The organism is Zeaxanthinibacter sp. PT1, assembly GCF_028464225.1.
Taxonomy (GTDB): domain Bacteria; phylum Bacteroidota; class Bacteroidia; order Flavobacteriales; family Flavobacteriaceae; genus Zeaxanthinibacter.
In genome coordinates, this window is the sequence record NZ_JAQPCN010000001.1 from 565,073 (window position 1) to 588,008 (window position 22,936).

The window sequence follows — 22,936 nt, forward strand, 5'->3', positions numbered from 1 at the left end:
CACCTAAGTGGAGGTCGTTTTTACAGTGTTAGCGATAGAAATTCATCTCGTCCATATAACGGAATACCGATCCCGGCAGCATCGGGCGAATATCTTTCCCCTCCTTGTGCTGCTTACGAATAAAGGTGGAGGAGATCTCCATAATAGGCGCATCCACCCTGTGGATACGCGGGCTGTATTGAAATTGTTCCGGGATGTCGCCTTCCGAGACCCTGGGATAAATGAATAACTCACATTGCTCCAGTATCGCCTCATAATTCTTCCATTTATGAAAGCTTTTCAGGTTGTCCTCTCCCATCAGCAGTGAAAATTCGTGGTCCTGCCCATATTTTTCCTGTAGGTGCACCAGCGTATCTACGGTATAATTGGGTTGCGGCAGATCAAATTCGATCGTACTCACCTTCAGGTTCGGATAATCCTGAATAGCTTCGACCACCATCTGGTAGCGATGGTTGTTATCGAGAAGGCTTTTTTTCTGTTTAAACGGACTTTTCGGGGTAACTACGAACCAGACCTCATCCAAGTCCGTGAATTCAGCCATATAATGTGCAATGACCAGATGGCCGATGTGAATTGGGTTAAAAGTTCCGAAATACAGCCCGGTTTTTTTCATATTTGATAGTCGTCTTTATTCTTCTACAGATAGTTCCAAAGATATGTAAATATCTACTCCTTCTTTTAAGCAAAGGGAGGTGGTTCCCGCAGAAACGAAGGGAGAGACAAACTCCCCTTTCTTGCGCTTGCAGCGCAATTCATTCCCCTCTTCAACTGAAGAGGGGAGCTGTACACCAATATTCCTCTAGCCAAGCTTGGTCTTGAATTCTATATAATTTAAGGTGGGTGAAAATTAGTTCCATAAACTGAAGAATAATCTGTGCTGGAGAACTCCCCTTTCTTCCGCCTGTGGCGGAATTCATTCCCCTCTTCAACTGAAGAGGGGAGCTGTGTGTGGACAGCCCTCCTGCCTCAAGTAATATTAAAATAGAGAAACAACGACTCTTTCATTCTAAGCAAACTCCCCTTTCTTCCGCCTGTGGCGGAATTCATTCCCCTCTCCGGCTGAAGAGGGGAGCTACAGTCATTTAAGTTCACGTATAACAGTAGGAAATCCAGCTCCTCCCTTTAAGCAAAGGGAGGTGGTCCGAACCGTGTGAGGAGCGGAGGGTTTGCTATCCAGCTTCTGCTGCTTTGTTTATACAGACCGGGCATTCATCTTATGTGGATGAAGCGTAGAAAACTACATAGCCGTAAAGAATTGCAGGGTTTGAGAAGAAAGTTAAGAAAAAACCTGACTCCTGCGGAGGCCTTTTTATGGAAACGGATAAAAAGTCGGCAGCTAGCAGGAAGGAGGTTTACCAAGCAACATAGTATTGGTCCCTATGTTATTGATTTTTACTGTGCATCTGAAAGATTGGTCATTGAATTAGATGGTCAACGGCACAATGATCCTTTGATACAGGATTATGATTACCACCGGACAAAATTTCTGGAAGGTAAAGGATTCCGTGTGGTGCGATTTGAGAATATAGTGGTGTTTGAGCGGGTTGAGCAGGTGCTGGAGGAGATTAGGGAGTATTTTGGTCAATATGAGTAAACATTTGAGACAAACTCCCCTTTCTTCCGCCTGTGGCGGAATTCATTCCTCTCTTCAACTGAAGAGGGGAGCTGTGTGTGGACAGCCCTCCTGCCTCAAGTAATATTAAAATAGAAAAACAACGACTCTTTCATTCTAAGTAAACTCCCCTTTCTTGCGCTTGCAGCGCAATTCATTCCCCTCTTCAACTGAAGAGGGGAGCTGCGTGTGGACAGCCCTCCTGCCTCACTTAATATGATATATGTAAGAACAAGTTACTCACTGTACGGGCAAACTCCCCTTTCTTCCGCCTGTGGCGGAATTCATTCCCCTCTTCAACTGAAGAGGGGAGCTGCTTTCTAAAAACTCTTGGGTATTAATGTTATTTAGAATCCGGCTTTTTTGCTCCCACAAAATCCGCGACTAACTGGTGGGCTTCATCGAGGGCGGTGTCCAGGTCGTAGTTCTTGATGATCTTATCAAATTGGGGAGCTGTAGCGAGTTCTACCGACGCTTTAGCGATCCGCATGTTGATCTTTTCATCACTTTCCGTGCTGCGCTTCTTTAATCGGATTTTCAATTCATCCACACTAGGGGGCTTTACAAAAACGGCCAGGGTAACTTCAGGAAATTTCTTCTTGATGCGCAATCCGCCAGCCACATCAATGTCAAAAATCACATTCTTACCTTCTGCCCACAACCGTTCTACCTCGGTCTTCAGAGTACCGTAAAAATTATCGCGGTACACTTCTTCCCATTCCAGGAAATCTTCCTTCTTAATGTGCTGTTTAAACTCGTTGATCGACATGAAATAGTAATGCTCTCCATGCTTCTCACGGATACGGCGGGGCCTGGAGGTTGCAGACACAGAAAACGCCAGGTTGAGTTCCGGCTGTTCTAAAAGATGTCTTACGATGGTGGTCTTTCCACTGCCCGAGGGGGCTGAGAATACGATGAGTTTTCCTCCTTCCATTACAATACGTTCAGCATTTGTTCCTTAATCTTCTCCAGTTCGTCTTTCATCTGCACCACTAATTGCTGCATTGGGGCATAATTGGCCTTAGACCCGATCGTATTGATCTCGCGCCCTATCTCCTGCGAAATGAAGCCCAGCTTTTTCCCGTTAGAATCATCGGAATTCAGGGTCTCGGTAAAATAGTCCAGGTGGTTGGCCAGCCGTACTTTCTCTTCGGTGATATCGTATTTTTCCAGGTAATAGATGAGTTCTTGTTCAAAACGGTTCTCATCAACTTCAGCCTTAAGATCAGCTACGGCTTTGACTAAACGTTCCCGTATGGTAGCAAGTCGGTCCGGATCCATTTGTTTTACCTGGGACAACAGCGATTGCAGGTTCGCAATACGGCTATTAAAATCGGCTTCGAGTACTTTGCCTTCTTCAGATCTGAATGTGTTGATCTCTTCAAGGGCTTTTTCCAAAGCTTCCCTAATCTGTTCAAACTCGGTTTCATCAATGTCCTCCCGATCTGTTTTTAAAACATCCGGCATACGCATGGCGATCTCCAGCAATCGAATCTCATCACCCGGGACAATACTTCCCAATTGTTCCATGTATTTCCGGACCACCTGGTCATTGACCTCCGAGCTGGTTTCATCGCCGTTAGCCTCTACATACAAGCTAAAATCTACCTTACCCCTTTCCAGGGCATCTGCGATCAGCTTACGCAATTCTAATTCTTTTTCCCTGTAAGCAGAGGGAATGCGCGCAATGACATCCAGGTTCTTACTATTCAGAGACTTAAGCTCAACGGTGATTTTTTTGGTGGGGAGCTGAATTACATGCTTCCCGAAACCTGTCATGGATTGAATCATAGCTGCTTTTTAGAATCGCAAAAATATACAAAATGCACGGGTTGCCATGGAAAAAGACAAATCTCCTACAGTTCGCGCACCCAGATATTGCGGTAACTCACCCTGCTATTGTCCCCGTGATCCTGTAACCGGATCGGTCCTTTCCCATGGGCGGGGTTTTTGGGCCAGCCAATATAAGGGGTGGTTCCCTTGATCTCTACGTGATCCTGGACCAGCACACCATTGTGCAATACCGTGATAGTTCCTGATTTAATTTTCTCCCCGGCATCATTAAAATGGGGTGCATGGTAAATGATATCGTAAGTGTTCCATTCACCACTGGGTACTGAAGCCTTAGCTAAGGGTACATGTTGCTTATAGATAGATGCTACCTGCCCGTTAGTATAGGTATCATTATTGTTATTATCCAAAACCTGTACTTCATAAAGCCCATTGAGGAATACACCACTGTTGGCCCTGTTCTGACCATCCCGCTGTATTTCGGCAGGTGAGCGCCATTCAATATGTAATTGGATATCCCCAAACTCCTGCTTGGTCTGTATATCACCGGTTTTATCCTTAACGGTCATGCTCCCATCCTCATTGAGGTGCCACTTTACCTCGGAGCTGTCACTGACCATTTCCCAGGCGTCAAAATCACTCCCGTCAAAAAGCACTATGGCATCACTTGGCGCCCCGTCTTGCCCATTGGGATCTACCGTAGGTGGGACAGGCTCATAAACCTCTGTCGCTTCCGGGGTGGTGGGTTCTTCACCACTATATTCCTCGTAGGTGATGACTTGTTCAGACCCTTCTTTCTTTTCAAGGGGATCCACTTTCACTTTTTCCTGGCAAGACCCCATACCCAGGGCAAGCAGTAATACTAACAAATACCGCATAGAGATCACTTAAGTTCTTTAATCTTGATATTCCTGTAGGCTACCCGGTCTCCATGGTCTTGTAGACCTATCTTACCCGTAGCCTGTTTACCAAACCCTTCCCAGTCGGCAAATTTAGACTTGGAAACCATCACATTCCATAGTTCATTGGCAACCGGGAATTCTGTCACCTGCTCCCCGTTGAGTTCCACGCTACCTCTTTTAGCTTCCTGGTCTACTGTGATCACCATGGTGTTCCATTCCCCCGCGGGTTTGGTCACGTCTTTATCAGGGGCTACCATATCATAGAGTGCCCCGGCCTGGTGGGTTAACCCATTCTTGGCGTCCGGGTGGCGCTTGTTGTCCAGTACCTGGATCTCCGGACCGGTTTCATAAGGCTGTGGGTACTTCTCGTCTTCCTGTACACCCCAGAAAACTCCACTGTTTCCACCCTCAGCGATCTTCCACTCCAGCGACAGCACGAAGTTGGTATATTCCTTATCTGTAACGAGGTTATAACTTTCTCCATCGGGCCTGTTCTTAGGCGGGTCAAAAACCATGGCACTATCCTGCAGTTTCCAGCTATCCGGAACCCCATCCATCCTGTAGCCCTTCCAGCCATCAAATGAAGTGCCGTCAAAAAGGACGACCCATTCCCCCTCGTCATACGTGGTTGCACCTGTACTCATTGTTACTTCTTCTTTGGCTTCAGTAGTTTCTGTCTGTTTCTCTTTTTCTTCTTTACAAGCGAAGATTACGGTACCTGCGAACAGGCAAAGCATTAGTTTTTTCATTTGGTTCCTAGTATTTTTTTAAGCATTTCTTGGTCTATATCACCCCCGGCGAAATCGTCAAAGGTTTTTTCGGTGGCTTCAATAATATGGTCGGCGATGAACTTAGCGCCTTCCCGGGCTCCTTGCTCCGGGCTTTTGATGCAGCATTCCCACTCCATCACCGCCCAGACGTCACAACCGTATTGGGTGAGTTTGGAAAAGATAGTCTTAAAGTCGATCTGCCCGTCACCCAGGGAGCGGTACCTGCCGGCCCTGTCTCCCCAGTCATTATAACCTCCAAAGGCTCCCTTTTTACCCGTGGGGTTAAACTCGGAGTCCTTTACATGGAAAGATTTTATGAATTCGTGGTAATGGTCTATATAAGTGATGTAATCTAATTGCTGCAATACAAAATGACTGGGATCGTAAAGTATGTTCACTCGTTTATGGTTGCCCGTAGCTTCCAGGAAGCGCTCAAAGGTATCCCCGTCATGCAAGTCTTCACCAGGGTGTATCTCGTAACAGATATCCACCCCATCGTTGTCAAAATGATCCAGGATAGGCATCCATCTTTTAGCCAGTTCTTCAAATCCCAGTTCTACCAATCCAGGTGGTCTTTGCGGCCAGGGGTGCCAGGTATGCCAGAGCAATGCACCGGAGAAGGTGGCATGTACATTAAGCCCTAACCTCCTGCTGGCTGTCGCCGCTTTCTTTACAGTATCTACCGCCCATTCTGTACGGGCTTTTGGGTTGTTCTTTACTTTGTCCGGCGCAAAATTATCAAACATAAGATCATAGGCCGGGTTCACCGCGACCAATTGTCCTTGCAAGTGGGTGGAGAGTTCTGTGATCTCCAGTCCATACGAATTAACTTTACCCTTTAATTCATCACAATACGTCTGGCTTTCAGCAGCTTTATCCAAGTCTATCAGGAAGTTTTCCCAGGTAGGAATCTGTATCCCTTTATAGCCCAGGCCTGCTGCCCATTGGCACATACCGTCCAGGGAATTAAACGGGGGTTTATCGTCTACGAACTGCGCCAGGAACACAGCCGGTCCTTTAATCGTTTTCATAGTATATGTCTATTGATATATTCAGATTGGTTAATGAGAATTGTTATTTAGAATTTAACCCTATATTTATTCTGTAGGTTGCCGCAGTGATCGGCAAGTCATAAATATAGGAAATACGTAATAATTTGAGCTCTGATCACACTCCTTTAATCTGGTGTCTGAGCATAAAAAATGTGATAATTAGAACTTATACGGTTTTATTATTAGTAACAGCCATACATGAATAACGCATCAGCCAGAAACCTGTGGGGTGATTTTTTGGATACCCACATACAATACGCATTTGCCGAAGAACCCAAGGTAATTGCCCTGAGCGACGAAGCTGTCGTAGCAGACACTCTTTTGAGGGAAGTTTTATCAGGAAACAAGAAAGCTATATCCCATTCGCTCTTAGGGCTTCAACTGCGAAAGCAAGCCCTGCCAAGAATTGGCGATTTCACCATTCTCACAGATAGTAATGATAACGCTAAATGCGTCCTCCGTACGGTTGCCGTACGGCTGGTCCCTTTCTTCAGTATACGGGAATCCTATGCGAAGTTATCCGGGATCAGTTCCCTGGAACATTGGAAGAGCCTGCATTGGGAATATTTTGAGAGGGAACTCAAGCCCTATGGCAGGAAACCTGTTCATAGTATGGTCGTGGTCTGCGAGATCTACGACAAGGTTTTTGAGCGATAGAACATAAAAAAAACCCGCAATTCTAGTTGCGGGTTTTTTTCTTAATGAGGTGTTTTATGCATCCAGGTCTACCCAGACATTACCCTTCTTGTTAGATTCCACCGTAGCCTCTATAAAATTGAGACCGCGAACCCCATCTGTCATCGTTGGGAATTCCCCGTTATTGTAGTCTTGATTCCTGATAGCCCGGGCTACACCGAGGTAAATATTAGCCATGGCATCAAAGATTCCTTCCGGGTGTCCTGCAGGCAACTTAGTACCATCCAGGGACAACTTAGAATTGTACGCATTCCCCGGCTTATAAACCTGAATGGGCTCATCATCGCTGAGGCGATAGAGATAATTGGGCTTTTCCTGCTCCCAGACCAAGGCAGCTTTTTCACCATAGATCCTGATGGCTAAGCCATTCTCTTCCCCTGTGGCTACCTGGCTGCTGCGGATCACTCCCTTTACATGTTTCCCGGCGCGGATCAGTACTGTTCCATCCACATCCATCTGGTTATCATCGTAGAGGTAATTAAAATCTGCCAACAGGGATTTAATCTTTATCCCGGTGGTATATTCAATCATATTAAATGCATGCACCCCGATGTCTCCCATACAGGAACTAATCCCCGCTTTTTTAGGATCCAGCCTCCAGACCGAGGCCCTTTTCGCAGGATCGTGGATCACGGGATTGATCCAGCCCTGATAATAACGTGCATCTACTTTATGGATCTTTCCTAATTCCCCTGCCTTGATCATCTCCCGCATTTGTCGCACCATGGGATAGCCCGTATAGGTATGGGTAAGGGCAAATACCACCCCCGCCTTTTTATGAGCTTCTTCCAGGATCTTCGCCTCTTCGTAAGTGGTAGTCATTGGCTTTTCACAGATCACGTGGAAACCGTGGTCCAGTAATTTTTTAGCCATGGGGTAATGCAGGAAATTGGGGGTCAGGATAGAGCAAACCTGGATCCGCTCATTCTCCGGAAGTTTCATTTCTTCTTCCACCAGGGTATCAAAATCCTTATAGATCCGGTTGGTAGGAATATCGATCTCTTTTGCAAAATCGAGGCTCTTCTCGTGGTCAGGGTTGAAAACCGCTCCTACAATTTCATAGTTGTCATTGATATGGGCTGCAACCCGGTGCAATACCCCGATGAGAGAGTCGCCTCCGCCGCCAAGGATACCTAATCTTATTTTCTTTGCCATGTTTTTCTTTTTAGTGGGGCCTCAAGATAAAAATTCCTCAGGATTTATATTCGATCTGCTCATTTTTAAAGAAGATCGCAAAAAGGATCATTACCAACAGGGCAAATCCTGCAGGGTACATCCAGATCTCTTCCCAGACATGGGTTCCGTCCGGTCTGAGGAACTCGTCCGCAATCTGTCCGGCGACCCAGAACCCGATCAGCATCCCCACTCCATAGGTGGCGAGGGTAATTAGGCCTTGAGCAGAACTTTTAAATTTCTCCCCAGCTTTACTGTCCGTATAGATCTGCCCGGACACGAAGAAAAAATCATAACATATCCCGTGGAGCGCTATCCCTATCAATAGCATAAACGCCAGCTCGCCCGCATCGCCATAGGCGAACAACAGGTAACGAACAGTCCAGGCCAGCATCCCGAAAATCAGGGTCATTTTAAACCCGAACTTCTTAAAGAAGAATGGCAGTAATAACATAAAGACAACTTCCGAGGCCTGACCTATGGTCATTTTACCCGTGGGGTTATCCATGCCTATCTCTGCCAGGAAGGGATTGGCGTTCTGGTAATAAAAGGCCAGTGGAATACAGATAAGGATAGAAGAGATAAAGAATATCAGGAAGTTCCTGTCCTTTAAAAGAGCAAGGGCGTCCAGTCCCAGCATGCTTGAGATGCTGATCTTTTCATCCTTATCTACTTTAGGCGGAGTCTTGGGAAGCGTAAAACTGAACAGTCCTAAAATACCGGAGGCTATAGCCACCATAAGGAAGGTATTTCTCAGCATACCTTCTGCCCTGGCCTCGACGGAATCCCATAGGAAAACGTAAGAGATGATGAGTCCGGCGGTGATCCAACCGATGGTTCCGAATACCCGCACATAAGAAAACTCCTTGGCCGGGTCTTTCATCTGCCGGAACGAAATAGAATTCACAAGGGCCAGTGTGGGCATATACAGTATCATATACCCGAGTACATAGGGATAAAAATCCCCGAAGTCTACAGACTGGTACATCTGGTACATCAGGACAGCACCCACCAGGTGCAGCACTCCCAATATTCTTTCGGCGTTAAAATAGCGGTCTGCCACGATGCCTATGATAAGAGGAGCAATGATGGCGCCCCAGGATTGAGTAGAGAATGCCATCGCAATCTCACCTCCCGAAGCCTTTAGGTTGTCGCCCATATAGGTGCCTAGGGTTACAAACCATCCTCCCCAGATGAAGAATTCCAGGAACATCATGAAGGATAATTGAAATTTTAACCGGAGCGTCATAATCTTTTGTTTAGTTGGTTATCTGAATTGGGTTGTTATCGTTTATAGAATATATAATCAAGGACCAGTGGTTCCAGGTCGTTGTTCCTGAAATCAACAGCGATCTGGGCCCGGTGATTTGTAGAATGGTTAATGATATGGAACAGGATATCCCTGATGGTATTGGTATAAGCTCTGCCCTCCGTGTTGACATAATCTATCCGCTGTTCAAGATTATCGGTATTGGTGATAATCTCAAATGAAGTGCGCTGGTTTTCGTAATGCAACTCTCCCCAGTCGGCAACATCCTGTTCCTGCCACACCTTGTAGGTCGCCGGTTTTTGCATGATCCGGGCATTCCAGAGGTGGTGGGCATTGAGGATATGACTGAAAAGAGTCTGACTTTTATCGGGTACACTACCCAACTTCTGACACTCCTCTATCAACCTTTTGTTACAATAGAAATTATAGTCGAACAGTTGATTTAAAAAAACCTTCATACTGTATGCTGCTTATTACTTAAGGTCTTGTGCTGCCTTGAGCAGAAGATCTTTGGTCGCCATGATCCCGGCTTCTTCTCCCATTTTGTCTCCTTCATATTCTACGCCGATAAACCCGGTATAGCCGGCATCCTTGACGATTTGGAGCACCCTGCTGTAGTCTATTTCTGTTTCGTTCCCCGCTTCGTCAAAATCATGTGACTTAGCGCTGACGGCTTTAGCATAGGGCATCAATTCTTTTACGCCTTTATAAATATCGTACTGTTCTTCACAAGTCCACGAACCGTCATCGCCGTAATTTCTTTTGATACAGAAGTTACCGAAATCAGGCAGCGTTCCGCAGTTCTCCATACCGACTTTCTCCATGACCTCTGCCAGTTTTTCAGCATTAGAAGACAGCCCACCGTGGTTCTCGACCAGGATGTTGATATTTTTATCTTTAGCATAGGTAGCCAGGCCGGTGAGTCCGTCTACAGAATTGGAAACCCATTCCTCCGGGTTTTCACTGCCGGAAAGATTCACCCGGATCGCATGACAGCCCATTGCAGCAGCAGCGTCTACCCACTTATAGTGGTTCTCTATCGCCTTTTTCCGGGCAGCAGCATCTGAAGTAGCCAGGTCTCCCTGCCCGTCTATCATGATCAAAACATTTTTCAGACCATGTTTTTCTGCAGCGGCATTAGACTTATCTACAAAAGCAGCCATAGCCTCCGCTGAATAATTTGCAGCTTTTAGTTCTTTATCATATAATTGGCTTACGTATTCCAGTCCGCTGAAACCCCACGCTTTTGCTTTCTCTGCAAACGAATAGGGATCTGCCCCATCTTCATTGATCATACGGTGCATGGACCATTGTGCAAGTGAAAGCTTAAAAAAAGGATCCACCGTTTCCGTAGTCAGCGCTTCCTTAGGTTTTTCGTCATCTTTCTTTTCTTCTTTACAGGAATTGAATACGAGCAACGCTATTGAAAAAAATGTCAAGGATGCCCTTAGTACTAAATTGTTTTTGATCATGGTGTTTTTGCTTAGTCTTATAAATATTTGGTTATGATTCCGGGCATGGTAAATCCGGCCCTGTTTCTACTGAAAAATAGTGGCCCAGCTTGTTAAGCTTTCAATTACGGGGTTTTCACTATTCCTAAAATACCCCTGAGAACACTGCGAACTTAGGGGAAATAATGAATTTTAAATGTAGAAATTTTATTTAATATTTAATACTTTTAGCAAATAAACAATCCCAAACATGAGTAAATTCTATTACAATGAAGAGCAGGAATCGTATGATGCGATTGTTGTAGGAACAGGTATCAGTGGAGGCTGGGCCGCGAAAGAATTGTGTGAAAACGGCTTAAAGACACTAGTCCTGGACCGGGGACGCATGGTAAAACACATCGAGGATTACCCTACAGCCAACATGGATGACTGGGATTTCCCGAACCGCGGAGAATTACCCAGGGAAGAAAAAGCCAAGCAGGAAAAACAGGCGAGGACCGGGTATACGGTAAAAGCTCCCCATAATTTCTGGTTTGTAAATGACCTGGAACACCCTTACAACGAAACCAAACGATTTGACTGGATGCGTGGATACCACGTAGGGGGGCGTTCTATTATGTGGGGACGTCATAGCTACCGCTGGAGTGACCTTGATTTTGAAGCCAATCGTCGGGATGGGATTGCCGTAGACTGGCCGGTAAGATATAAGGACATAGCCCCCTGGTATGATAAGGTAGAATCCTTTATCGGGGTAACCGGTGAAAAACTGGGATTATCACAATTACCCGATGGGGTTTTTGAGCCCATGATGGAACTGAATTGCGTGGAACAGCAATTCCGCGAGCGTGTAGGGGAAAATTTTGACGGCCGAGTGGTTACCGCCGGGCGTGTTGCTCATATAAACAGTGATAAACAATATGATGGACGTATCCGTTGTCAATACAGGAACAGATGTATTCGCGGATGTCCTTTTGGGTCCTACTTCAGCAGTAACTCCTCTACCCTGCCTGCAGCAGAGCGTACAGGTAATATGACCCTTAGACCGGATTCTATTGTTCACGAAGTAATGTACGATCCGGATACCAAGCGAGCTACAGGGGTCAAAGTGATTGACAGGCTCACCAAAGAAGAATTCGAGTTCAAGGCCAAGGTAGTATTCCTATGTGCCTCTTCTATCGCTTCTACTTCTATCCTGATGCAATCTAAATCTGACCGCTTCCCGAACGGGATGGGGAACGATTCTGACCAGTTAGGACGAAATATCATGGACCATCACCTCGGGGTGGGCGCCAGTGGTAAGATCGAAGGATTTGACGATAAATATTACAAAGGAAGAAAACCAAACGGGGTTTATATTCCGCGATTCCGTAACCTGGGAGGCAGCTCTAACCGGAACGACTACATCCGCGGCTACGGCTACCAGGGAGGTGCCGGCAGGGGCAATTGGACAGATGCTATTGCCGAAATGTCTCACGGTAAAGCCTTGAAAGAAGCCATTATGAAACCTGGTGGCTGGACCATGGGCATAGGCGGTTTTGGGGAAGTTTTGCCCTACGAGGACAACCGCATGACCCTGGATTACGATAAATTGGACGGCTGGGGATTACCCACAGTGACCTTTGATGCCGAATTCAAGGAGAATGAATGGAACATGCGGAAGGATATGCAGGAACAAGCCGTTGAAATGCTGGAAAAAGCAGGGGCTAAGGATGTGCAAGGTTTTGACAACCCGGGTGCCCTGGGTCTTGGGATCCATGAAATGGGAACTGCCCGAATGGGAAGGAATCCCAACACCTCGGTGCTGAATGGCTATAACCAGGTACACGCCGTGCCTAACGTCTTTGTCACCGACGGAGCATTCATGACCTCGGCCTCTTGCGTAAACCCTTCACTGACCTATATGGCGTTTACCGCCAGGGCCGTAGACCACGCCGTAAAAGAACTTAAAAAAGGAAACATCTAATGGACAGAAGAAAAGCACTCAAAAATATGGGGTTATCGCTGGGTTATGCCGTGGCGACACCAACCCTGATAAGCCTGATGCAAAGTTGCCAGCAGGAGAAAGCCATGGTATGGACGCCCGATTTCTTTTCCCAAGAAGAAGGCGCCGCAGTGACCAAACTGGTGGATATCATCCTGCCGAAAACCGACACCCCTGCAGCTTCTGAAGTCCAGGTTCACTTATTTATCGATCGCCTGGCGAACGAGGTAATGGATAAGGAAAAGCAAGATCTATTTAGACTGGGGATGAGCAGGTTTATGGAAGAAGCCGTACGTGTTTCCGGAAAGGAGAAGGCGGAAGATTTGGAAGCAGAAGACCTGGAACCCATACTGGCAGAAGCCTTGAAAAACACTAAGGAAGAGGAAGTGCAGATGTTTGAAAGCATCACCAATTACCAGGAGGCGGTCTCCCAGGGGAAAGCTGTTACCCTGGATGACGGGATTGCCCGCTTCTCTTTTGCAAATAACCTTCGCGGTTTAACGATATGGGGCTACAGTACTTCAGAATACATTGGGGAAGAAGTACTGGCATATCTCCCGGTTCCCGGGCAATACATAGCCTGTGACGATGTGGAAACCCTTACGGGGGGAAAAGCATGGTCTATCGGGATATCTAATTATGAATAGACGAAATTTTATACAGACAAGTGCCCTTTCCGGCGGAGCGATCTCCTTGGGAGGGGCATTTGCCTTTGGTGCAAATTCCCCTGTCAGGGCCAAGCATGAATTCGGCCTGCGTTACGCCCCGCATTTGGGAATGTTCAAAGCAAACGCAGGGGATGACCCCATTGAACAGCTTAAATTCATGGCAAAGCAGGGATTCCGTGCATTTGAGGATAACGAAATGGGCAGTAGGACAGTAGAGGAACAGCAACGGATAGCCGACACACTTAAAGAACTAGGGATAAGCATGGGGGTTTTTGTCGCCCATACCATTTACTGGAATGAAGCCAACCTTGCCTCAGGAGATCCGGGGAAGCAGGAGGAATTTCTGCAAGAGATCAAAGCGTCTGTCGCTGTAGCCAAAAGAGTAGGCGCAACCTGGATGACCGTTGTTCCGGGACATACGGATCCCAGGCTTGCTATGGGCTACCAGACCGCTAATGTGATTGACAGCCTTAAGAAGGCCAGTGCTATCCTGGAGCCCCACGGATTAGTAATGGTCCTGGAACCTTTAAACTTTTACAATCATCCCGGCCTTTTCCTTACCGGTTCACCCCAGGCTTACGAGATTTGCCAAGCCGTTAACTCCCCATCCTGCAAGATCCTCTTTGATATTTACCACCAACAGATACAGGAAGGCAACCTGATCCCCAATATGGTACGATGCTGGGACGAGATCGCCTACATACAGATCGGCGATAACCCGGGCAGGAACGAGCCCACCACCGGGGAGATTAATTATAAGAACATCTTCAGCTGGCTGCACCGCAAAGGATACGATGGTATACTGGGGATGGAGCACGGGAATTCCAAACCAGGCAAGGAAGGGGAAATAGCCGTCATACATGCCTATAAAGAAGTAGATGTGACCGCCTAATCTGAAACACTCAGACTGTACACCTTGCCGTTCTTAGAAATTAATTGGCTGTTCTTTCACAGCAATTTAACGACTCCTTTAGAAAGAATGCCATAGCTCTCCACGTCTAATGAAGGGCTATGGAAACCTATATCCTATTTCTTGCCGTGTACGCGGTACTGCTCTTACTGGGAAAATTAATGTACCAGGCGTTTAAAAAGTGAGCTGTCTGGGCGAAAATGTGCTCATTAGGTTTAAATTTTAACGTTATCCGGACGTCCGGGCTACACCTCTTTTGCGTATATACCTCAATATCAACTTAAACCCCGCAGCATGGACGTTTCGGTTCTCCTACTTTTTATTTACATCTTCTTATTAGTGGCTTCTTACCAGGCTTTCAGAGGTTTTATTTCAAAATAAGCCGGGAAGAACTACTGTTCTTTCGCCTTGTAGAACACATAAAACTCGCGGGAAAAAAATACCCCGGGCGATTTCGTTGTGCAGGCACATTGAAATGACCGGGGTATCCTGATCAAGAATAAACACTAAAGCTTAAGAACCGCACATCAGGCAATCGTCATCTGCCTGGCCTTCTTTGGCACGTGCAATCAGCATCTTCATTTCTTCAGGGCTCATCGGGCTGGTATCTGCCTCTTCAGAAGCCACCGGAGTTGGCTTTACGTCCATAGCGGCCGTTACTTCTTTAGGCGGAGCAGCTGCAACTGACATTTCAGGAACCGCAGTTTCTTCCGGAGCTTCTTTCTTCTTACTGTTATCCAGGGTGAACTTAATGGCATCTACTGCCGCTTTGGTCCTCAGGTAATACATCCCTGTCTTTAATCCACTCTTCCAGGCATAGAAATGCATAGAGGTCAGCTTGGAGTAATTGGCATTTTCCATAAAGAGATTCAGCGACTGGCTTTGGTCGATAAAGTATCCCCTGTGGCGACTCATATCAATGATGTCTTTCATACTCAGTTCCCATACAGTCTTGTACAGCTCCTTGATTTCCTCAGGGATGCCGTCAATATGCTGAACAGAACCGTTCGCACGCATCAGCTCCTGTTTTAAGTCCTCATTCCACAGGCCTAGCTCTACTAGGTCTTCTAACAGGTGTTTGTTAACCACGATGAATTCACCGGACAGTACTCTCCTGGTATAAATGTTTGAAGTATAAGGCTCAAAACACTCGTTGTTTCCAAGGATCTGCGAGGTAGAAGCGGTTGGCATCGGCGCCACTAAAAGGGAGTTACGAACCCCGTGCTTTTTAACGCTTTTGCGAAGTTTTGCCCAGTCCCATCTTCCGGACAGTTCTTCATCCTTAATCCCCCAAAGGTTATGCTGGAACTCTCCCTGGGAGATTGGCGATCCTTCATAGCTCTGGTAAACCCCTTCTTCCTGAGCCATTTCCATGGAGGCGGTAACAGCTGCAAAATACAGGGTTTCAAAGATCTCCTGGTTCAAAGTCTTTGCCTCATCACTGGTAAAAGGAAGGCGCAGCATAATAAATGCATCTGCCAGTCCCTGCACTCCTAACCCAATAGGGCGATGACGCATATTAGAATTTTCAGCTTCCTTGATCGGGTAGTAATTTCTATCGATAACCCTGTTCAGGTTTTTAGTCACGCGTTTGGTGACCCTGAATAATTCTTTATGATCAAACTGCCCGTTCTTAATAAACATTGGCAGTGCGATAGACGCCAGGTTACAAACCGCTACCTCGTCCGGGGAAGTGTACTCCATGATCTCGGTACAGAGATTAGAAGAACGGATGGTTCCCAGGTTCTTCTGGTTACTCTTGCGGTTGGCAGCATCTTTATAGAGCATGTATGGGGTTCCGGTTTCTATCTGGGACTCCAGTATCTTTTCCCAAAGATCTCTAGCCTTGATTGTCTTACGCCCTTTTCCTTCGGCTTCGTACTTCAGGTAGCGCTCTTCAAATTCCTCACTGTGGTGGTCATATAGTCCCGGGCACTCGTTAGGACACATCAGGGTCCATTCCTGGTTAGCCTCTACCCTTTTCATAAAAAGGTCCGGCACCCACATGGCGTAAAAAAGATCTCTTGCCCTCATTTCTTCTTTCCCGTGGTTCTTCTTCAGATCCAGGAAATCAAAGATATCTGCATGCCATGGTTCTACGTAAATGGCGAAACTTCCTTTTCTTTTCCCTCCTCCTTGGTCTACATAACGCGCTGTATCGTTAAAGACTTTTAGCATGGGTACAATCCCGTTAGATGTTCCGTTAGTACCGGCGATATAAGAGCCCGTAGCCCTGATATTGTGGATAGAAAGTCCTATCCCCCCGGCAGACTGGGAAATCTTGGCCGTACTTTTCAGCGTATCGTAAATCCCGTCAATACTGTCATCTTTCATCGCTAACAGGAAGCATGATGACATCTGTGGCTTAGGAGTACCGGCATTGAAAAGCGTTGGGGTAGCATGCGTAAAGAACTTCTTAGACATCAGTTCGTAGGTCTCCTTGGCTGCCTCTAAATCATCCAGGTGTATCCCGACAGCAACACGCATCAGCATATGCTGCGGACGTTCGGCGATCTTACCATTGATCTTCAGCAGGTAAGAACGCTCCAGGGTTTTAAATCCAAAGTAGTCGTACCCAAAATCCCGGTTATAAATAATGGTACTGTCCAATTCGGCTGCATTATCAGAGATCACCTTAAAAACCTCATCAGACACCAGTGGTGCTTTTTTACCAGTTCGCGGATTTACATATTCATAAAGATCCTGCATGGTTTCCGAGAAGGATTTCTTGGTATTCTTATGCAGGTTAGAAACGGAAATACGGGCAGCTAATTTGGCGTAATCCGGGTGTGTCGTGGTCATGGTAGCAGCGATCTCTGCTGCCAGGTTATCCAGTTCCGAGGTAGTTACCCCATCGTATAATCCTTCAATGACGCGCATGGCGACTTTTACTGGGTCTACGAGTTCGTTTAAGCCATAACATAACTTACGAACACGGGCCGTGATCTTATCGAACATAATCGGCTCTTTTCTTCCGTCTCTTTTTACTACGAACATGTGTTTAGTTGATTTTAGGTGATACGTTGCTTATGTCGTACTTCGGCAGGAAGCACAACCGGGATCTATATTGAGAGCATATCTCCCTTTTAGGGGGGTGTATGCGGATGGATTGTTTACTATTTAGAAATCTGCGTCGAAGCTGATCTTTTGTGCATCGGAATCCTGGTCTTTATTCAGTACACCGGCTTTCTGGTATTCAGAAACCCTCTTCTCAAAGAAGTTGGTTTTTCCCTGCAGGGAGATCATATCCATAAAATCGAATGGATTGGTCGAATTATATACTTTCTCACACTCCAATTCAACCAACAGGCGGTCTGCCACGAATTCCAAGTATTGGGTCATGAGCTTAGCATTCATCCCGATAAGACTTACAGGAAGCGACTCGGTGATGAATTCGCGCTCAATGTTCAACGCATCAACAATGATATCGGTAATACGGGATTTAGGCACTTTATTGACCAAGTGTTTATTGTGAAGGTGCACGGCGTAGTCACAATGCATCCCCTCGTCCCTTGAAATTAACTCGTTAGAGAAGGTTAAGCCGGGCATTAGGCCCCTCTTCTTCAGCCAGAAAATAGAGCAGAATGCTCCTGAGAAGAAAATCCCTTCTACTGCTGCAAATGCGATCAACCTTTCTGCAAAACTGGGAGATTCTATCCATTTCAGGGCCCAGTCTGCCTTTTTCTTAATCGCGGGGAAGTTCTCTATAGCTGTGAAAAGAATATTCTTTTCCTTTTCGTCTTTTACGTAGGTATCGATTAGCAGTGAGTAGGTTTCCGAGTGGATGTTCTCCATCATGATCTGGAAGCCATAGAAGAACTTAGCTTCCGGGTACTGCACTTCGTTTACAAAATTTTCCGCAAGGTTTTCATTTACTATGCCGTCTGACGCCGCAAAGAATGCCAATATGTGTTTGATGAAATACTTTTCATCATCCGATAGTTTATTATTCCAATCCGCAAGATCCTGGTGCAGGTCTATCTCTTCGGCGGTCCAGAAACAAGCTTCGCATTTCTTATACCACTCCCAGAGATCATGATGCTGAATAGGGAAGATCACAAAGCGACCTTCGTTTTCTGTTAAAATGGGTTCTACTGAAGATGATGACATAATCAATGCGTTTTAGTGTTAGTATGAAGTGCGAAAAGTTGTTCGTGTTGGGATAACAAAGATTTAAAAAAGGGTTCAATAAGAAAACCCAATTTCTCGTAATTGGTCTTAAAGTTTTTAACAGAATTTGTTGAAATCCACCCTCGGCAAGGAAGTTTACTAGGCCTGCGGGATGCATGGCAGTCTTAATAGAATTCTACAGAAAAAATTCGAAGCAGAATAAACCAAATAGTCGGTATTTTTATACTTTTTGGTTTATTATTATCATCCTAGCTTAAAGCATATTGTCATCTTACTTGAAGAAAGACAAAATGGTTGTTTGCAAATGGAATGGGAATAGCAGCGGAAGGTGTAAAAATCTATCAAACCGTACGATCCAAGAGGTTGCGTTGAAAATTTGTTATCACGACAAATGGATCTGCTGAACTAGGTAGTTCCCCCGAAACCTATATCCCGCAAATACCATGGCCAAAACTAGTTGGTCTGGTTATCCTGTTCGTGCAATTGCAACCATGGGATTCTGTTAAAACAGATGTGCCACCCTAGGATAAGCACTCCCTTCAGGATCGTACTTTTGGTTTGATAGTTATATAATTATCGGCTTCCCTGGAGATGCCGGATCGCTCTTGGATGAAATCTCACCGGTTGAGCGTTTGTTGAAAATGGATATTCGTAATAATCTTCTTCAGGGCCTGTTTTCTGCATTGGCGATCAGTTCCGTTTCATCGGCCGCTATTACTAATTTTGATTTCTGCTGATCCTCCAATTGCCTCTCGGTGATTGCTGCTAAGATCAGGGTGATGATCAAAATACAGAACAGTATCGCACACTTCTTCATCAGTTCCCAGATTCGTTGGTCATTTTTTTGACACGCTGTGTATCAAGGGGAATCTTTGGAAGATCAAATGTAACCGATACTTCCCCGTTTTTAAGGGCATTTGTATAATCTGCAGTAAATATTGTATAGATGGCGGCAATAAAAAGGGGATAATATTCTCAAGCAGAACAACCTACATTTCTTTTACGCTATATACAGCACTTAAAGCCGGTCTTTAATGCCCTCGTGACTACTTGCTATCCGATATTCGCTCTGTAAGCCTTCCCTATACTCATCCATACAAGAAAATGTTCCTTCCACATATCTTTTGTAGGTACACTATTAACTCCTTCATATATTTGACTATCTTTCCTCTAAACAATTAAGTCTCATGCTTGAAGCCGTACTTGTAGACGACGAGAAAAAGGCATTACAAAGCTTGTCCTGGGAGCTGACAAACTTCAGTGAAGAAATCCATGTTAAGGCTTCCTTTACTGATCCGTTTGAAGCCCTGGAGTACCTGGAAAAACAAAGTCCCGACTGCTTATTCCTCGATATTGAAATGCCTAAGATGGATGGGTTCCAATTCATTCAGAAAATTAAAAAACGCGATTTTCCCGTCGTAATCACCACGGCCTATAACCAATACGCTATTCAGGCTCTGAAGAACGAGGCCCTGGATTACCTGTTAAAGCCGATAGATGGAGACGACCTGAGAGAGACCATTCAGAAGATCAAAAAATTCCATACCCGTAACCTCAGCACGGATAAGCTGGAGAAATTACTGCTCAATTTTAACAGCAATCCCGTTCATAAAAAGATCACCGTGAATACAGATGGGAAACTCATCTTCCTGACTGCCGACGAAATCCTCTATGCTGAATCTGACGGAAATTACAGCACACTTTTCCTGAAAGACGGGCAACGGATCGTACTTACGAAAAAGCTCAAAGAAGTCAACCTGATATTGCCTGCCGATATCTTTTACCGCATCCATAATTCGTATATCATCAACCTCTCTAAGATCAAGGAATTCATTAAAACTGACGGATACGTGGTTTTAGTTTCGGGACACAAGATCCCAGTTTCCAGGCAGAAGAAGTCAGATTTCTTAGATATGTTATAAATCAAAGCGATGAAGTTCTCTTTATCCCGGAACATATTGTTTCTTTTACTGCTGCTTCCCGGAATTTCAGTTTACGCCCAAGAGGGTACGGGCGAGTTCTTAAAAAAGACAGACAGCATCCTATTGGCCAAGCCAACCACCTACCTGGAGTTAGACCAAGTATTTGCTCCCTACCAGAAAGATAGTGTTCTCCTGACTTACCTCGTTAAAAGATCTGCCGCTGTAGAATATTTTGATGGCCTGGCCTATGCCTATAACCAACTGGGGGTACGCTCAAGGGACCTGTCCAATCATTCACAGGCCATACGCTATCACCAACAGGGCCTGGAGGCAGCTATAGAAGCCAATAATATGGAACTCCGTATCCAGAGCCTCAACATGCTGGGGTTGGATTACCTTCGGAGCAATGCTATTAAATCTGCTTTGGATTACAGTAAGGAAGCGCTCTACCTCGCACGCTCAATCAACCACCCGTCTCCCGTCATTAAAAGTACCATGAATGCCTCCCTGAATATAATCGGGAATATTTACCGCACCCTGGAGCAATATGACCTGGCCATAGAATTATTCCGGGAAGCGGTTGAACTTGAAATGGAATTAGGCAATATCCCCCAGGCAGCGATCAACCATGCGAGAATCGGGGAATCGCTGGAGGCCATGGGCGAACTGGAAGAAGCCCTGGAGAATTACAATAGGGCACTAGGCCTGAACGAGATGGTAAGTTCTGACCAGGTACAAGTGATGAGTAATTTTGGCATCGCACATGTGTATGTGCACCAGGATAAGTTACAAGAGGCCCTCGGGCTATTTAACTCCATCCTCCCCCTGGCCGAAGAATGGGGAGATAAGGAAATGATCTCTGCCATATATATCAATATCGGCTGGACGTATATACATATGGATCAACACCAGCAAGCTTTACAATACCTGGAATGGGGTTTAAATATGGCCGAAGAATACGACATCTACGGTAATATTTATACCGCAAAGGCCTTTATGCACGACCTCTACGAGAAGGAGGGGGATTTTGAGAATGCACTTGAGTATTACGAACAAGCGCAGACCATCCGCCGCAAGATCTCTAACGAACGGAATACCCGCTACGTGTACGACGTGATCTCGCGGGCCGAATCTGAGGAGCGGACCAACCAAATCGAGTCCCTGGCCCAGGAAAACGAATTGGTAAAACTGAGGCTAAAAAGAAACCAGAACACCCTAATCATCAGCACCCTCGTCCTCGCGCTTTTCCTCCTTATTTTATACGTGTTCTACCGGCAATTCCAGCTGAAAAGCGACAAGAAATTGCTCACCCTGGAACAAACCATGCTCCGCAGCCAGATGAATCCACATTTTTTATTCAACTCGCTCAACTCCATTAAGTTATACATCATCAATAACGAGAAGAAGAACGCGGTACATTACCTGAATAAGTTTTCCAAACTGGTGCGTAAAATTCTCGACGCTTCATCAGTTAAGGAGATCTCCCTGGCCGAGGAATTAGAAACGGTGAAATTATACATGAATATTGAGAACATTCGGTTTAATAACGAGATCAATTTCACGGTACGCATCGACCAGGAAATAGACCCACACCAGGTAAAAGTGCCATCGCTCATCTTACAGCCATTCCTCGAAAATGCATTATGGCATGGGCTCTCATCAAAAGAAGGGGAAAAGAATATCGAGTTATATATCTCCCGGGAGAACGATAAGTATATGCAGATTGCCATTACCGACAACGGTGTTGGTCGCGATGCCTCTGAAGAGCTGAAGAAAAGCAGGGTATTGAAGCGAAAGTCCCTGGGGATCGACATCACCAAGGCGCGGCTACGGAATTTTTCCAAAGCCTACCGTAATTCGTTTGAAATTGATATTATCGATTTGTTTGATCGCATGCGTCACCCATCCGGGACCCGGATCATCCTGCATATCCCTACTTCCTAAGGTGTTCTTCGGCTACTTTTTCAAGCTCGGTATACCAATCATGTCCAAATTTGCGAACCAGTGCATCCTTTACAAACTTATAAACGGGCACCTGTAATTCTGTGCCCAGGCTGCAGGCAGGATCGCAGATCTGCCATTTATGATAATTCACCGCGGTAAGCTCCGTGTATTCCCTGACACGTACCGGGTACAGGTGGCAGGAAACCGGTTTTACCCAATCCGTTACCCCGTCCTTGGCCGCTTGTTCAAGACCACATAGGGCGGTGCCGTTTTCCTCGAAAGTTACGTAGGCGCATTCTTTATTGTTGACCAGGGGAGTTTCCCAATCACCATCGGTGCCTTTAACAAAGGTCCCCTGCTGCTCTATAGCAGTTATCCCCTCGGGTCTCAGGTAGGGTCTTACCTTGGGATAGATTTCCCTCAGAATTTCGGTTTCTTCTTTTTCAAGGGGAGCACCGGCTTCACCTTCTACGCAACATGCCCCTTTGCAAGCGCTTAAATTGCATACAAAATCGTTCTCGATGATCTCTTCAGAAACTATGGTTTTTCCCAGTTGAAACATACCCCTTAATTTAAGTCGGCCAAAGATACCGCTTTGTTGTTGTTAACACAGTAATAATTTAATGGTTTCGTAATCCAAGCCTGCTGCTTTCACGTACCTTT

General features: G+C 45.8%; 21 protein-coding genes. 7 read left to right on the top strand and 14 right to left on the bottom strand.

Annotation, left to right across the window (positions count from 1 at the left end; genetic code table 11):
- Positions 1–28: 28 nt before the first annotated feature.
- Entirely contained in the window at positions 29–613 is a 585-nt protein-coding gene (gene nadD / locus PP178_RS02500; RefSeq protein ID WP_272592724.1) for a nicotinate (nicotinamide) nucleotide adenylyltransferase, read from the bottom strand.
- Positions 614–1,222: 609 nt separating this feature from the next.
- Between nadD and PP178_RS02505 the strand changes: the two genes are divergently transcribed.
- Entirely contained in the window at positions 1,223–1,594 is a 372-nt protein-coding gene (locus PP178_RS02505) for an endonuclease domain-containing protein (RefSeq protein ID WP_272592725.1), read from the top strand.
- A 361-nt stretch (positions 1,595–1,955) separates the two neighbouring features.
- Here PP178_RS02505 and gmk read toward each other — a convergent pair whose 3' ends face one another.
- From gmk to PP178_RS02530, 5 genes are all read right to left on the bottom strand, one after another.
- On the bottom strand, positions 1,956–2,546 hold the full coding sequence (gmk, locus tag PP178_RS02510; RefSeq protein WP_272592726.1) for a guanylate kinase: 591 nt from the start codon (positions 2,544–2,546) through the stop codon (positions 1,956–1,958).
- A complete protein-coding gene (locus tag PP178_RS02515; protein WP_272592727.1) occupies positions 2,546–3,403 on the bottom strand; it encodes a YicC/YloC family endoribonuclease in 858 nt (285 codons plus the stop codon). Before PP178_RS02515 ends, gmk begins: the two co-directional genes overlap by 1 nt.
- A gap of 65 nt (positions 3,404–3,468) precedes the next feature.
- The gene (locus tag PP178_RS02520; RefSeq protein WP_272592728.1) at positions 3,469–4,281 is read right to left on the bottom strand and encodes a 3-keto-disaccharide hydrolase; all 813 of its coding nucleotides are present in this window, start codon (positions 4,279–4,281) and stop codon (positions 3,469–3,471) included.
- Between the two features lie 5 nt (positions 4,282–4,286).
- The gene (locus tag PP178_RS02525; RefSeq protein WP_272592729.1) at positions 4,287–5,054 is read right to left on the bottom strand and encodes a 3-keto-disaccharide hydrolase; all 768 of its coding nucleotides are present in this window, start codon (positions 5,052–5,054) and stop codon (positions 4,287–4,289) included.
- On the bottom strand, positions 5,051–6,106 hold the full coding sequence (locus PP178_RS02530) for a sugar phosphate isomerase/epimerase family protein (protein ID WP_272592730.1): 1,056 nt from the start codon (positions 6,104–6,106) through the stop codon (positions 5,051–5,053). Before PP178_RS02530 ends, PP178_RS02525 begins: the two co-directional genes overlap by 4 nt.
- 219 nt (positions 6,107–6,325) lie before the next feature.
- Between PP178_RS02530 and PP178_RS02535 the strand changes: the two genes are divergently transcribed.
- Positions 6,326–6,784 carry an ASCH domain-containing protein gene (locus tag PP178_RS02535; RefSeq protein WP_272592731.1) on the top strand — a complete coding sequence of 153 codons (459 nt, stop codon included), beginning with the start codon at positions 6,326–6,328 and terminating at the stop codon, positions 6,782–6,784.
- 54 nt (positions 6,785–6,838) lie between these two features.
- Here PP178_RS02535 and PP178_RS02540 read toward each other — a convergent pair whose 3' ends face one another.
- The 4 genes from PP178_RS02540 to PP178_RS02555 are packed head-to-tail and all read right to left on the bottom strand — an operon-like array spanning position 6,839 to position 10,738.
- Positions 6,839–7,978 carry a Gfo/Idh/MocA family protein gene (locus tag PP178_RS02540; RefSeq protein WP_272592732.1) on the bottom strand — a complete coding sequence of 380 codons (1,140 nt, stop codon included), beginning with the start codon at positions 7,976–7,978 and terminating at the stop codon, positions 6,839–6,841.
- 37 nt (positions 7,979–8,015) lie between these two features.
- Positions 8,016–9,245, bottom strand: coding sequence for a nucleoside permease (locus PP178_RS02545; RefSeq protein ID WP_272592733.1), 1,230 nt, complete (start codon positions 9,243–9,245; stop codon positions 8,016–8,018).
- 35 nt (positions 9,246–9,280) lie between these two features.
- A complete protein-coding gene (locus PP178_RS02550; protein WP_272592734.1) occupies positions 9,281–9,724 on the bottom strand; it encodes a DinB family protein in 444 nt (147 codons plus the stop codon).
- 15 nt (positions 9,725–9,739) lie between these two features.
- Positions 9,740–10,738 (bottom strand): sugar phosphate isomerase/epimerase family protein, encoded by a 999-nt coding sequence (locus tag PP178_RS02555; protein ID WP_272592735.1) that lies wholly within the window; start codon positions 10,736–10,738, stop codon positions 9,740–9,742.
- Between the two features lie 229 nt (positions 10,739–10,967).
- Here PP178_RS02555 and PP178_RS02560 point away from each other — a divergent pair, with 229 nt between their 5' ends.
- From PP178_RS02560 to PP178_RS02570, 3 genes are read left to right on the top strand one after another with little or no spacing between them, the layout of a single operon-like run.
- The gene (locus PP178_RS02560; protein WP_272592736.1) at positions 10,968–12,680 is read left to right on the top strand and encodes a GMC oxidoreductase; all 1,713 of its coding nucleotides are present in this window, start codon (positions 10,968–10,970) and stop codon (positions 12,678–12,680) included.
- Positions 12,680–13,345 carry a gluconate 2-dehydrogenase subunit 3 family protein gene (locus PP178_RS02565; RefSeq protein WP_272592737.1) on the top strand — a complete coding sequence of 222 codons (666 nt, stop codon included), beginning with the start codon at positions 12,680–12,682 and terminating at the stop codon, positions 13,343–13,345. The genes PP178_RS02560 and PP178_RS02565 overlap by 1 nt, the downstream gene beginning before the upstream one ends.
- Positions 13,338–14,258: a TIM barrel protein gene (locus PP178_RS02570; RefSeq protein ID WP_272592738.1), complete on the top strand. Its 921-nt coding sequence runs from the start codon at positions 13,338–13,340 to the stop codon at positions 14,256–14,258. The genes PP178_RS02565 and PP178_RS02570 overlap by 8 nt, the downstream gene beginning before the upstream one ends.
- Positions 14,259–14,789: 531 nt before the next feature.
- Here the strand turns inward: PP178_RS02570 and PP178_RS02575 are convergent.
- The 3 genes from PP178_RS02575 to PP178_RS02585 all read right to left on the bottom strand — a co-directional run bounded on the left by PP178_RS02575 (position 14,790) and on the right by PP178_RS02585 (position 19,224).
- Positions 14,790–17,273: a ribonucleoside-diphosphate reductase subunit alpha gene (locus PP178_RS02575; protein WP_272592739.1), complete on the bottom strand. Its 2,484-nt coding sequence runs from the start codon at positions 17,271–17,273 to the stop codon at positions 14,790–14,792.
- A gap of 123 nt (positions 17,274–17,396) precedes the next feature.
- A complete protein-coding gene (locus PP178_RS02580) occupies positions 17,397–18,386 on the bottom strand; it encodes a ribonucleotide-diphosphate reductase subunit beta (RefSeq protein WP_272592740.1) in 990 nt (329 codons plus the stop codon).
- Positions 18,387–19,071: 685 nt separating this feature from the next.
- On the bottom strand, positions 19,072–19,224 hold the full coding sequence (locus tag PP178_RS02585) for a hypothetical protein (RefSeq protein WP_272592741.1): 153 nt from the start codon (positions 19,222–19,224) through the stop codon (positions 19,072–19,074).
- Between the two features lie 370 nt (positions 19,225–19,594).
- On the opposite strand from PP178_RS02585, the gene PP178_RS02590 reads away from it, so the two are divergent.
- Positions 19,595–20,329: a LytR/AlgR family response regulator transcription factor gene (locus tag PP178_RS02590; RefSeq protein WP_272592742.1), complete on the top strand. Its 735-nt coding sequence runs from the start codon at positions 19,595–19,597 to the stop codon at positions 20,327–20,329.
- Positions 20,330–20,338: 9 nt separating this feature from the next.
- A complete protein-coding gene (locus tag PP178_RS02595) occupies positions 20,339–22,273 on the top strand; it encodes a tetratricopeptide repeat protein (RefSeq protein ID WP_272592743.1) in 1,935 nt (644 codons plus the stop codon).
- Here the strand turns inward: PP178_RS02595 and PP178_RS02600 are convergent.
- A complete protein-coding gene (locus tag PP178_RS02600; protein WP_272592744.1) occupies positions 22,263–22,835 on the bottom strand; it encodes a DUF3109 family protein in 573 nt (190 codons plus the stop codon). The genes PP178_RS02595 and PP178_RS02600 overlap by 11 nt on opposite strands.
- Positions 22,836–22,936: the final 101 nt, after the last annotated feature.